9 protein-coding genes are annotated in these 13321 nt (G+C 50.2%); 5 read left to right on the top strand and 4 right to left on the bottom strand.

What is annotated here, in order from left to right; genetic code table 11:
- Positions 1–21 precede the first annotated feature (21 nt).
- From DC20_RS14815 to DC20_RS14805, 3 genes are all read left to right on the top strand, one after another.
- Positions 22–3210, top strand: coding sequence for an efflux RND transporter permease subunit (locus tag DC20_RS14815; RefSeq protein WP_062544549.1), 3189 nt, complete (start codon positions 22–24; stop codon positions 3208–3210).
- Between the two features lie 241 nt (positions 3211–3451).
- Entirely contained in the window at positions 3452–3700 is a 249-nt protein-coding gene (locus DC20_RS14810) for an acyl carrier protein (RefSeq protein WP_062544548.1), read from the top strand.
- Positions 3701–3896: 196 nt separating this feature from the next.
- Positions 3897–6206 (top strand): GH92 family glycosyl hydrolase, encoded by a 2310-nt coding sequence (locus tag DC20_RS14805; protein WP_071885475.1) that lies wholly within the window; start codon positions 3897–3899, stop codon positions 6204–6206.
- Between the two features lie 334 nt (positions 6207–6540).
- Here the strand turns inward: DC20_RS14805 and DC20_RS14800 are convergent, their stop codons facing one another.
- Positions 6541–7350 (bottom strand): NIPSNAP family protein, encoded by an 810-nt coding sequence (locus DC20_RS14800; RefSeq protein ID WP_062544547.1) that lies wholly within the window; start codon positions 7348–7350, stop codon positions 6541–6543.
- A gap of 88 nt (positions 7351–7438) precedes the next feature.
- Positions 7439–8428 (bottom strand): L-glyceraldehyde 3-phosphate reductase, encoded by a 990-nt coding sequence (mgrA, locus tag DC20_RS14795; protein WP_062544546.1) that lies wholly within the window; start codon positions 8426–8428, stop codon positions 7439–7441.
- 239 nt (positions 8429–8667) lie between these two features.
- Between mgrA and DC20_RS14790 the strand changes: the two genes are divergently transcribed.
- Positions 8668–10602: a PAS domain-containing sensor histidine kinase gene (locus DC20_RS14790; protein ID WP_083470336.1), complete on the top strand. Its 1935-nt coding sequence runs from the start codon at positions 8668–8670 to the stop codon at positions 10600–10602.
- Between the two features lie 65 nt (positions 10603–10667).
- Positions 10668–11375 (top strand): hypothetical protein, encoded by a 708-nt coding sequence (locus DC20_RS14785; protein WP_062544545.1) that lies wholly within the window; start codon positions 10668–10670, stop codon positions 11373–11375.
- Between the two features lie 27 nt (positions 11376–11402).
- On the opposite strand, the gene DC20_RS14780 is transcribed toward DC20_RS14785, so the two are convergent.
- Both DC20_RS14780 and DC20_RS14775 read right to left on the bottom strand, forming a co-directional pair.
- Positions 11403–12257 (bottom strand): dienelactone hydrolase family protein, encoded by an 855-nt coding sequence (locus DC20_RS14780; RefSeq protein ID WP_062544544.1) that lies wholly within the window; start codon positions 12255–12257, stop codon positions 11403–11405.
- 148 nt (positions 12258–12405) lie between these two features.
- Positions 12406–13203 (bottom strand): sulfotransferase, encoded by a 798-nt coding sequence (locus tag DC20_RS14775; protein WP_062544543.1) that lies wholly within the window; start codon positions 13201–13203, stop codon positions 12406–12408.
- Positions 13204–13321 lie beyond the last annotated feature (118 nt).

Raw genomic sequence — 13321 nt, 5'->3', positions numbered from 1 at the left:
TTTACAGAAGAAGTTTAGAAAATGAACATAACCAAATTATCCATCCAGCGGTCAACCCTGGTGGTGGTGGTCTTTACGGTCCTTACCCTGCTAGGCATTGTCTCCTATAATTCCCTCAACTACGAGTTGCTGCCTAAGTTCAGCCCTCCGGTATTGACCATTACTACGCTTTATCCGGGAGCCTCTCCCAACGAGGTGGAGAACTCGGTGACCAAGGAGATTGAAGATGCCCTCTCAGCGTTGGAGAACGTGAAGGAGATGAAAGGTACCTCGCTGGAGAGTTTCTCCATTGTCACCATTCAGCTGAACCAGGGCACCAACGTAGATTTGAGCTTGCAGGACGCCCAGCGGAAGATAAACACCATTCTGGCCCGCTTGCCTGAAGACGCAGATTCACCCACCCTGAACAAGTTTGACTTTGACGATCTCCCCATCATTAAAATGGGAGCCACGGCCAATATGCCCGCCACGGAGTTCTTTGATTTGATTGACAAGAAGATCAAGCCAGAGCTTTCCCGCGTACCCGGTATGGCCCAGATCAAAATTTTGGGTGGTGCTGAGCGGGAGATCAAAGTAAACATCAAAGCCGATAGACTGGAAGCCTACGGGATTTCCATCCTGCAAGTGCAACAGCGAATCAAGAATTCTAACTTAGACTTCCCAACCGGTAGAATCAAGAACGAGAACGGCCAGACCCAGCTTCGTTTAGCGGGTAAGTACCAGAACCTGGACCAACTGCGCAACCTGGTCATCAAGTCTGACCAGAACGGAACAGTACGTTTGTCTGACCTGGCTGAAGTGCAGGATACCCAGAAAGACGTGGAGGTGTTGAGCCGCATTAACTCCAAAGCGTCAGTAGGGATTACCATCCAGAAGCAGTCAGACGCCAACGCCGTAGAGGTGAGTGCCCAGACCAAAGTCGCTTTGGCCAACCTGGAGAAAATCTACGCCAAAGAAGGGCTGAAATTCAATATTGCCTCAGACAGCTCTGATTTTACCTTAGAAGCCGCTGACTCGGTGATCCATGATCTGGTGATTGCCGTTATTCTGGTGGCCGTGGTAATGCTGCTGTTCCTGCACTCCTTGCGTAACGCCATCATTGTGATGGTGTCGATTCCGGCTTCTTTGGTGGCTACCTTCATTGCAATGTACCTGCTGGGTTACTCTCTGAACCTGATGTCATTACTGGCCCTGTCGCTGGTGGTAGGTATTCTGGTAGATGATGCCATTGTGGTGATTGAGAACATTTACCGGCACATGGAGATGGGTAAAACCCCTGCTCAGGCTGCCTATGACGGTATCAAGGAAATCATGGCGACGGTTACCTCCATCACCCTGGTAATTGTGGTGGTGTTCGTGCCAATTGCCTTGTCTACCGGTCTGGTGTCTGACATCCTGCGGCAGTTTGCGGTGGTGGTGGCCATTGCGACTATGATTTCGCTCTTTGTGGCCTTTACCTTAATTCCATTGCTGGCCAGCCGCTTCTCTAAACTGGAGCACGTGTCTGACAAAAACATGTTCGGGCGGTTCATTCTGTGGTTTGAACGCCAATTAGACAACATCATTGAAGGCTTTACTAACATTTTAAAGTGGGCGTTCAACCACAAGTTCATCACCTTGGGTGTTACTTTCCTGCTGTTGATTGCCTCGTTCATGCTGGTGCCCTTAGGTTTCATCGGGTCTGAGTTTATCCCGGCCGGTGATCGCGGTGAGGTGAGCTTGCAGTTGGAGTTGCCTAAAATCTCTACCGTAGAGCAAACCAACTTCGCCACTAAACAGGTGGAAGAGTACCTGCGCACCATTCCGGAAGTTACCCGCGTGTTTACCACAGTAGGTACCACGGCTTCGTCGCAGCAGGGTCAAACCTCTGCTTACCAGGCTGAACTTTCTGTGGCCTTGGTAGACGTGAAAGATCGTTTGTTCAGCACGCAGCAATTCAGCCGCCAGGTAAAAGCTGATATTGAAAGCAAACTGCCCAACGTGGAAGTAACCCCGGTCCCAGTGGGCCTGGTGGGAAACGCCCAGGCACCCATTCAGGTAGTCTTATCGGGCTCTGACCTGGACACCCTAATCGCCTTCTCTAACCGGGTAACGAAGGTGGTGGAAGGTGTGGAAGGTACCGTGGACGTGGAAGTGTCAGTGGAAGGCGGTAACCCGGAGATTGAAGTAGTGGTGGACCGCGACAAGATGGCGAGCGTGGGCATGACGCTAGAAAGCGTGGGCGCCGGTATGCAGATGGCGTTCTCCGGCAACACAGACGCTACCTTCCGCTCCGGTACTGAAGACTATGACATCAACATTCGTCTGGATGAGTTTGACCGCCGCAACGTGACCGACATTGCCAACCTGTCTTTAGTGAACAACCAAGGAAAAGTGGTACGCTTAGGCCAGTTCGCCGACATTAAGCAGTCTACAGGTCCGTCTCAGTTGGAGCGTACCAACCGCGTGACGTCGTTGAACGTGAATTCGCAGGTGATTGGCCGTCCGTCAGGTTCCGTAGGAGCTGACATTCAAACCCGCATGTCCGAGATAAAAGTACCGAACGGTGTGACCATTGACTACGCTGGTGACTTGAAAAACCAAAGTGAAGGATTTGGTACGCTTGGGATTGCCTTGCTGGCGTCTATCATCTTCGTGTACTTGATCATGGTGGCCCTGTATGACTCGTACGTGTATCCGCTGGTGGTCTTGTTCTCTATTCCGCTCGCGATCATAGGTGCCTTGCTGGCTCTGGCCTTGGCCGCTCAGTCATTGAGTATCTTCTCCATCCTGGGGATTATCATGATGATTGGTCTGGTAGCTAAAAACGCGATTATGGTGGTGGACTTCACGAACCAGATGAAGAAGGAAGGACATGACGTGAAGAGCGCCTTATTGGAAGCCGTACGCATCCGTTTCCGTCCGATTCTGATGACGACCCTGGCGATGGTGATTGGTATGTTGCCGATTGCGTTAGCGGGTGGCTCCGTAGCCGCGACCAAGAACGGTCTGGCCTGGGCCTTGATTGGAGGTCTGAGCTCCTCCATGTTCCTGACCTTGATTGTAGTGCCCATCATCTACTATGGCTTCGACCGCATTCTGGCTAAGTTTGGCTGGGACAAGCAGACGGAGATTGTCTTAATTGACAAGTCAGCCGAGGAACTGGAGCGCGAGACCGCTGAATTGGAAAATAAAAAAGAACACCACCACGGCCAACCAGCCCTAGTGTAAGCCTAACTCAACTACCTGAATAATGAATAATGAAGAAAAACGGGCGCAAGATGCGCCCGTTTTTACCGCTTTCATGCAGGATACTGGGAAAGGTAGTAGACATACCAAAAGGCCTTGTACTTTTGCACCGCTGATTTCTAGGCTACTTTCTTGAAAAGGGATCTAAAACAGACTAAATCCAGCGCTTACCATTATTCCGTAGTTGAAGAAACTACTATAGAACACGTTTACCTGTCCTCATATGATATCCGCAGCAGTCCCTTCCGTCACCCAGAAGGTGGTCAAAATCATCAGTAAAGTAAAAAGAATCCAACCTTCGCGGCTCCGGATTTCCTCAGACCTCAGCAAAGAATTCGGCTATGACACCGTTGATTTGGTGAGCATTATCTGGGAACTGGAGAAGAGTTTCCAGATTGAAATCCCGGACGAGGTTCCTTTGCAAACAGTAGGGCACTTTGTGGAGTACGTCTCCAACCACACAGAGCGATAACATCAGGTTAGTTTTAAGATCAAACAGGAAAGGCGGGAGTTATCTCGCCTTTCCTGTTTTCAAGGAGTTTCTGGAAAGTGGGTCTGAAACAGCATCTACGCCAGGAACTTGACCAACCACTATCTCCCTTTCAGCAACGTTCTTCTCCAGAATTCTTCTATTTTAGGGCTACTTTTCCAAAACCAGCCTTAAAAGAATGACCCACCGTCTACGCTCCCTCCTATTTCTTTGTATTGGTTTTCTCCTCTTAAACAGCGTTTCTGCCCAGAAGAAAAGTACGCCTGTTTTTGAACCGGCCGAACTGGTGAACCCGCTCATGGGCACCGATTCTAAGCCTGAGCTCTCCAATGGGAACACCTACCCTGCCGTGGCAGTGCCCTGGGGCATGAACCTCTGGACACCCCAGACGGGTACCTTGGGCAACGGCTGGGCCTACACCTACACCGCAGACAAAATCAGGGGCTTCAAACAAACGCACCAGCCTTCGCCCTGGATGAACGACTACGGCCAGTTTGTAATTATGCCCGTTACTGGAAAGATGCGATTTGACCAGGACGGTCGCGCCAGCTGGTTTTCCCACAAATCTGAAACTGCCAAGCCTTACTACTACGGCGTGTACCTGGCAGACCATGACGTGACGGCAGAGCTGACTCCCACCGAACGCGCTGCCCAGTTCCGCTTCACCTACCCAAAATCTGACAGTTCCTTTCTGGTGATTGACGCGCTGGACCGGGGTTCCTATATCAAGGTGCTGCCGAACGAGAAAAAGATCATTGGGTACACCACCCGCGCAGCCCGCTCCAACCCCAAGAACTTCAAAAACTACTTTGTCATCTACGTAGACAAGCCCTTTGCCCTGGCCCGCACCTTCCGGGGAAAGGCGCTCACCGGGAAAGACTCGCTGGAACTTACCACCAACCATTCAGGGGCGGTGGTCGGGTTTAAAACTGCTAAAGGTGAAAAGGTAAACCTGAAGGTCACCTCTTCCTTCATCAGTTTTGAGCAAGCCGAGCTGAACCTGAGCCGGGAACTGGCCAGAGACGATTTTGAGGCCACCAAAGAGAAAGCAAGGCACCGCTGGAACGAGGCACTGGGCCGCCTTAAAGTAGAGGGTGGTACCGATGTGCAACAACGCACCTTCTATTCCTGCCTCTACCGCACGCTGTTCTTCCCGCACAAAATGTATGAGGTTGACGCCGCCAACAAAGTAGTTCATTACAGCCCCTACACCGGAGAAACCCTGCCCGGCTACCGCTTCGCCGGCACTGGTTTCTGGGACACCTTCCGGGCCCTGTACCCCTTCCTGAACCTCATGTACCCCAGCATCAACAAAGAAATGCAGGAAGGCCTCATCAATGATTTCAAAGAAGGCGGCTGGTTGCCCGAGTGGTCCAGCCCCGGCTACGCCGATATCATGGTGGGCAACAACTCGGCCTCCGTGGTGGCCGATGCCTACATCAAAGGATTGCGCGGCTACGACATTGAGAAGCTGTACGAAGCGCTGGTGCACGGCGCCAACAACGAAGGCCCCATTTCAGCCATCGGCCGGAAAGGCGCTGAGTACTACAACAAGCTGGGCTACGTGCCTTATGATGTGAAGATCAACGAGAACGCCGCCCGTACCCTGGAGTACGCCTACGATGACTTCGCCATTTACCAATTGGCCAAAGCGCTAAAGAAACCACAAGCCGAGATTGACCTGTACGCCAAACGCAGCCAAAACTACCGCCACCTCTTTGACCCAGCTACCGGGCTGATGCGCGGCAAAAACCAGGACGGCAAATTCCAAGCTCCGTTTAACCCGTTTAAGTGGGGTGATGCTTTCACCGAAGGCAACAGCTGGCACTACTCATGGAGCGTGTTTCATGACGTACAGGGCCTAGTAGATTTGATGGGCGGAAAAGAGAACTTCGTTAAGAAGCTGGATTCGGTGTTCACGTTGCCGCCGGTGTATGACGAAAGCTATTACGGCAGCGTGATCCACGAGATCAGGGAGATGCAGATTGCCAACATGGGACAGTATGCCCACGGAAACCAGCCCATCCAGCACATGACGTACCTCTATAACTTTGCCGGTGCCCCCTGGAAAACACAATACTGGGTGCGTCAGACCTTGGACCGCATGTACCAACCCACCCCAGACGGCTACTGCGGTGACGAGGACAACGGCCAGACCTCGGCTTGGTACGTGTTCAGCGCCATGGGCTTCTACCCTGTCTGCCCCGGCACCGACCAATACGTGCTGGGCGCTCCACTCTTCCCTAAGTTGACTCTCACGTTGGAGAACGGGAAGAAAGTTGAGATTGACGCGCCGGAAAACAGCTCGGCCAACCTGTACGTGCAGGACCTGAAACTCAACGGTAAGAAACTCGAGAAGAACTGGATAGGGCACTTCGAGCTTATTAAAGGAGCCAAGCTGAAGTTTGACATGGCAGCCCAACCCAACACCAAACGCGGAACAGAGGAAAGCGCGTTTCCTTACTCCTTTTCCAAAAACAGGGACTAACCTGATCAAGGTTGGCCACCCAGCCCTATATCATATAATGTCATCCTGAAAGGATCTTGTGAGCGATCTGGAGAAGCGTTAAGTTAGCGCCATTACCGTTCGCAACAAGGTCCTTTCAGGATGACAAAATAGATTTACTATGGCGCGGAAGTTACTTCCGTGACTTTCTGATTACTTAAGTCACGGAAGTAACTTCCGCGCCATAGAAGGTTTTATAAAACTAAATGTAGGTCTTTTGTAAACAGAAAAGCCTTTCCCACAAACAGGGAAGGCTTTTCTGTTTTAATCTTATTTTATAAACTCAAGCCAAAGGGCTTCATATAAAACAAGAATTCTAAATCTCTGAATAATCCGTAGGGCGCAACAGGTAAATATCGGCGCGAAGGAAATTGTTGGCGTACTCTGGCATGGCACTCATTTTCTTCCAGGCCGGGTCAGCCCCGAACGCTTTCCACTTTTCTTCCCGTATAGCCTTGCTGTCAAAGGAAGTCATGTACATCAGGTTCGGCATTTTACTGCCGGCTTTTACTTGGGCGTAGAACACCGGATTGAACCCTAACCGGCTGAAGATATCCATTTCGCCCTTGTTGAACATGGCGATTTTGTTTTCATGCAGTTTCTCAGTAGCCGCCTCGTAGCTCCGCAATTCATAGATTCTCTCTGCATGAGCGGATTTCAGGTTAGGCGCGGTGAACGTAGGCTTGCCCTCAAAGGCTTCCATCAACACCACTTCTATGCGCTGGTAAACCGGGTTGTTAAAGGCTGCCTCCAAATAGTCCTGACCGGCGGTGGCAAACTGTTTGTCTTTGGTAAGCGCCTCCTCCACTTTAAAAACTTGCTCTGCAGATTTAAAAGGAATGAAGACATACACCAGCTTTTCAGCAGGAGCAGCAGTAGTGGTGGCAGCTTCTTCAACAGGTTTGAACACGCCCACTTTAGCTACTCCGGCCCGGTGCAGGGCCGGCAAATAGGCATTCTTCAGGAATGTATCTAACCTGTTTTCCTGGGTCTGGTCTTTCAGGTGGTAGATTTTGAGTTGGTAGAACTCCCGTTTAGGAGCTGATACTGCATTAAATGAAATGGCAAACCCCAAGAGGGCTGCTAAAAGAAAGGAGATGCGTCTCTTCCGGGTTGGTTTGTGCATAGGTGCGTGAAAGAATAGATAAAACCTGTGTTTTTGATTTACGCTTTTGCGCCTGATTTCTCAAAACAAGCCTCAAAGCGGCGATTTTTTATTTCAGAATGGCCTCAATCTTCGCCAACTCATCTGAACTGAACTGCGTGTTCTGCATGCACTTGAGCGAATCGGCGAGTTGGGCCGGGGTGCTGGCTCCTATCAGAACTGAAGTTACCCGCGGGTCTTTCAGCAACCAGGCCAAAGCCATCTGGGCCAAAGACTGACCACGCCCTTCGGCTAGTTCGTTCAGTTGTCTGATTTGGCTGATGCGGGCTTCGGTAATGTCTTCCTCCTGCAGGAAGCCGTGCGGCTTGGCAGCGCGTGAACCTTCCGGAACCCCTTTGAGGTACTTGTTCGTAAGCAGGCCTTGGGCCAGCGGTGAGAACGGAATGCAACCCACTCCTTCCTGCTCCAGCAAATCAAGCAAACTTTCCTCCACCCAGCGTACAAACATAGAGTACTTGGGCTGGTGGATGAGGCATGGGGTACCCAGTTCCCTCAGGATCTCAATGGCGCGGGTTGCCTCCGGGGTTTCATAGTTGGAGATGCCCACGTACAACGCTTTGCCCTGTCGCACAAGTGAATCAAGCGCCCCCATGGTTTCTTCCAGCGGGGTATTGGGGTCTGGGCGGTGGCTGTAGAAAATATCTACGTAGTCCAGCTTCATGCGCTTCAGGCTTTGGTCCAGGCTGGAGATGAGGTATTTCCGGGAGCCCCACTCGCCGTACGGGCCTTCCCACATTTTGTAGCCGGCTTTGCTGGAGATGATGAGTTCATCGCGGTAGCCCCTGAAATCCTCGTGCAGAATCTTCCCGAAGTTCTCTTCGGCAGAGCCGGGAGGCGGACCGTAGTTGTTGGCCAGGTCAAAATGGGTCACACCGGCATCAAAGGCGTCATGCAGAATCTGGCGGGAGTTCTGCAGTACATCTACGTGCCCAAAGTTATGCCACAAACCCAATGAAAGAGCCGGTAGTTTGAGTCCGCTTTTGCCACAGCGCCGGTACTCCATAGAAGCATAGCGTTGTTCCGAAGGGGTATACGTCATCGTTTTATTCTGTTAGTTGAAGCTGTAAAATACGGCTTCTGCTGACATCTGCCAAACCTCATTTTCAGGTGCAACACAAGAAACCGGTGCTCGTATTTAGAGGATTTTCTTTAAATTAAAAAAGAAACACTTTGTAAGATACTCATATCTTACCCCCTTTCAATTTTAATGAAGGATATTTGAAGTACTTATAACAAGCAAGCGGGCGCACTTAATCTTTTCGGCTTTCAGCAGACACCATGACGACAAATGAACCAGTGGCAGTTTCTACCTACGTACCAGTTACCCAGACAGAAGACCGCTATAAACTCCTGATTGAAAATGTCACCGACTATGCCATCTTCTTGCTGGATGAAACCGGTCATGTAGCCACCTGGAACGCTGGTGCCAAACGGATAAAACAGTACGATGAATCAGAGATCATAGGAAAACATTTTTCTACCTTCTACACCGCCCAGGCAAAAGAAACAGGCTACCCTGATTATGAACTGAGAGAAGCCCTCAAGGTGGGCCGATTTGAAGATGAAGGCTGGCGCGTACGCAAAGATGGTTCTGTTTTCTGGGCCAACGTCATCATCACTCCTATCTACACTGCTGACAAGCGCCATCTAGGCTTTTCTAAGATTACGCGTGACCTTTCTGAACGGAAGAAAGCCGAAGATGATCTGTTCAAAGCCTATGAGGAACTGAAAGAAAGCGAAGAAAGATTCCGGCTCATGGTAGAAGGCGTGACCGACTACGCCATTTTCATGCTGGACCCCGCAGGCCACGTGGCCACCTGGAACCAGGGCGCCAAAAACATCATAGGCTATGAGGCTGGCGAGATCATAGGCCGGTACTTTTCCAGATTTTACAGCCGTGAAGCCATAGAAAGCGGCTATCCAGAATACGAGCTTAAAAAAGCAAGAGAAGAAGGTCGGTTTGAAGACGAAGGCTGGCGATACCGCAAAGATGGCTCGGCTTTTTGGGCCAATGTGGTGATCACCGCCATCTACAACCCCAAGAAAGAGCTCCTGGGCTTTTCCAAAATCACCCGCGACCTTACTGAGAAACGGCGGCTGGAGCAGCAACTATTCCAGACCCATGAAGAGTTAAAGGAAAGCGAAGAAAAAAGCCGCTTACTCATAGCCAGCGTGAAAGATTATGCCATTCTCATGCTGAACACTGAGGGCTACATCACCAGCTGGAACACCGGAGCCGAGCGCATCAAAGGGTACAACGCCAAAGAAATTATTGGCAAACATTTCTCTACGTTCTACCCCCGCGAAGCGATTGAACGCAACTTCCCGCAATTTGAACTGACCAAGGCCCTGGAAGATGGCCGTTTTGAGGACGAAGGCTGGCGCATCAGAAAAGACGGAACTGCGTTCTGGGCCAACGTAACTATTTCTCCGGTGTACAATTCAGAGCACCGCTTGCTGGGCTACGCCAAAGTAACCCGTGATTTAACCGAGCGCCGCCGAAACGAGGAGCTTACCCAGAAAAACCAGGAGCTGGTGCGCATCAACAATGATCTGGACAACTTTGTCTACACCGCCTCTCATGATCTGAAATCACCTATCACCAACCTGGAAGGATTGCTCTCTGCCCTGCAGGAAGACCTGGGTCCTGATGGTGAAAAATTCAACCAGCTCTTAGTACTCATGCAGGGTTCCATTGGTACCTTAAGAAAGGTCATCACAGACTTGTCTGAAGTAACCAAAATACAGCCTGAGGCAATTGGCTCTGAAAGCATCAATCTTCCCGGCCTGTTAGAAGAGGTGAAAGAAAACCTGCGTACCCTCATTTCCTCCTCTAACGCAGAGGTGACCACCAGTGAGCTTACCTTTCAGAACCTCCGGTATTCGCGCAAAAACCTGCGCAGTATCTTGTACAATTTGGTTTCCAACGGAATCAAATACGCTGACCCGCAAAGAAAACCCCAGGTAAGCATCAGCACCTTTATCACTGACGCTGGAGAGTTTGCCTTATCCGTTACCGACAACGGTTTAGGCATTCCTAACAATCAGTTTAATAAGATCTTCGGGATGTTTAAACGGGTGCACGATCACGTAGAGGGTTCTGGCGTGGGCTTGTACCTGGTCAAACGAATTCTGGATAACTCTGGTGACCGAATTGAGGTGAAAAGCGAGGTAGGGAAAGGGTCTGAGTTTACGATCTATTTTCACCAATAACCCTCAAAAACAGAAGTTTATCTTTTTATTTCTCTACCTTACCAGGGCAACCAACCCCTAGGTTTATGAAGAGAGGCGCTACCACCCTTCTGTTAGTATTGTTCTCCCTGGTGGGAATTGACCTTTCAGCCCAAGTACCAGACTCTACTAAAACAAAGGAATACAGGTGGTCCATCGGGATTGGACTACCGTTAACCGTGCACCGCATATTTTACAAGGATTCTTCAATCCCTGACCAATATAGATTTAGCGCCTTTTCGGCTCCTGAGGCGCATGTAGTTTACCGATTTAACAAAAGAGCAAGTCTACAAGGAGGTATAGGCTATATGGGTAACACTACTAACTATCAGTCTACCGGCATGCCCAATGACGGAAGCGGACGGATGGTTATAGTAGATGAAAGCTATCGTTCCCGCACCTCTGTGCTTACCATAACCGGCAGGTTCAATCTGGTAAATGTAAACAAGCGTTTGCCCATCTATACCATCGCCACCCTAATGCCTGCCTACGGCACCTACCGGCAGACGGAGACATGGACACACAACAATGAGACTACTACTCAAAAAGACGTGAAGCTTAGCGGCGTAAATATGTTTGCCATGGCAGGCTTCGGCTTCAGCTACAGGACAAGAAAACGGTTGAGCGGTACTGTAGATGTGCTTTTGTTTAGGAGAAATCTTACTCCCAACCTCCCTAACTACTCAAGGGCTTACCTAATAGAACGATACCTTATTCAATCATTTTCTTTTGGGTTTAACTACGGGTTGAGGTAGAAGATTTCCTTTCTCCTTCTACTTTCTCTATTTCAATTTCCGGGAGAACAAGTCGAGCGTACGGTCCCAAGCCAGTTTGGCGGCAGCTTCATTGTAACGCGCTGGGGAGGTGTTGTTGTTGAAGGCATGGTTGGCACCTTCATACACATACAACTGGTATTTCACATTGGCCTCTTTCAGGGCCTGCTCAAACGCGGGTATTCCGGCATTCACCCGTTCATCCAGTCCGCCGTAGTGCAGGAGCATTTCGGCCTTGATTTTGGAAACATCTGCTGCTTCGGGCTGACGGCCGTAATAGGCGACTCCCGCGTCTAGTTGAGGAGAGTGCACTGCTAACTGCCCCACCAAAGCGCCACCCCAGCAGAACCCTACCGCCCCGGTTTTGCCGTTACCGTTCTTATGCTTCTGCAAATACTCTAGCCCTTTCAAGAAGTTTTGCAGGTTTTTCTGGGCATCTAACTTGGAGAACAGGCCTCTGGCTTCATCTTCATTAGCCGGTGTTCCGCCCATGGGTGACAAAGCATCTGGAGCAATGGCTAAATAGCCGGCCTGCGCCACCCGCATGGTCACGTCTTTGATGTGCGGGTTCAAACCACGGTTTTCATGGATCACCATCACTGTGCCCAGTTTTTTCTTTCCTTTAGGCTGTGCCTGAAACGCTTTCATGGTCACGCCATCGGCTCCGGGATAGGTGATATCTTCTGAGCTGATGTCCTTATCGTCTACCGTGGCAGCCTGGGAATAATTGTTCTCCAGCATAGGCAACAGCGACATGGCCAGGGTAAGGCTGCCCGTGAGTTTGGCTAACCGGGTGATGAATTCCTTGCGGGTGAGTGGTACGTGGGTGTACTCGTCAAACAGGTTGATGATGCGCTGGTCCATAGGTTTTCCTTTGTTCCAAGATAGGAAATGGGCGCCATTCTTTTGCGGGATCAGGAAAGTTTTTCTCCTGCGTTTATAAGGCAGATTACTATAACTGAGAGAAACAGGAATAAGGAATTTGCTCCAACAGCCTCTTCAGAGGTCCTAATTAACCATTCTCCACGAAAAACGCATGCCACTTAGTTCCCCGGAAAGCATACTCCAACTCCTGAAAATTCACCACCAACTCTGAAAGGGCCTCCGGATTTTGCCGGGACAGCAAGGTTTCCAATCGATGCTGTTTTACGCCTAAGAACGTTTGAACCCGTGCCAGCTCTTTCTCTGGGTTCTTGACCAAGTCTTCATAGAAGAGTTCGATTTTGTGCTGTTTTTCAAAAAACATGTCAAATTGCTTCTCTTCCTCTTCCATGGCTTTGAAGTGCTGCAAACATTCTTCCTGGCTCAGAAGCACCGCTTTAGAATAAGCTGATTCCCCAGCCTCGTACACCCCTTTAGACCATTTTTTATTTTTAAGGGCAATTCTAAGCGAGACCAAAGACCGTAAGTGGTTGCGCCTTTTCAGATGGATGATCTTCAACGCAGGATCTTGCCGGAACAAGTCCCACATTGGCGTGTACCTCTCCCCTTGCCACTCATAAAACAGCTTGAACCCCAAGGCCTGAATCAAGCCGCTGTACTTTTTTAAGCCGGTGGTGTGCAGGTACTCAAGTGTCTGGTCCGGAGTGAAGGTTATGGTGTTTGCCGGATGCAGAAACTCGTCAATGGAGAGAATTCTGGTGTGACTGTTCAGGTACGTATGCAGTAGCGTGGATCCCGTGCGTGCCCTTCCCAGAATCGCGAAAGTAGTGTAGCCTTTCCCCTTCCACACCGGCAACAGGTTAGCCGCTCTTTTGGTGTATATGGCGGCAACCGTTCTTAGGTACACCGGAAGTACGCTCAACTTCATTGACTCTTTGTTTACTTGACAAGCCAAAGGTAGAGAAGAAACCAATTCCTTTCAGCGAAAGCTGTACACCAGATTAACTACACAAAGAAATAGTCCGGTTTCAAGGATGTTTGCCTGA

It is taken from the genome of Rufibacter tibetensis, from assembly GCF_001310085.1.
Taxonomy (GTDB): domain Bacteria; phylum Bacteroidota; class Bacteroidia; order Cytophagales; family Hymenobacteraceae; genus Nibribacter; species Nibribacter tibetensis.
This window is presented reverse-complemented; position numbering and strand designations above follow the sequence as displayed.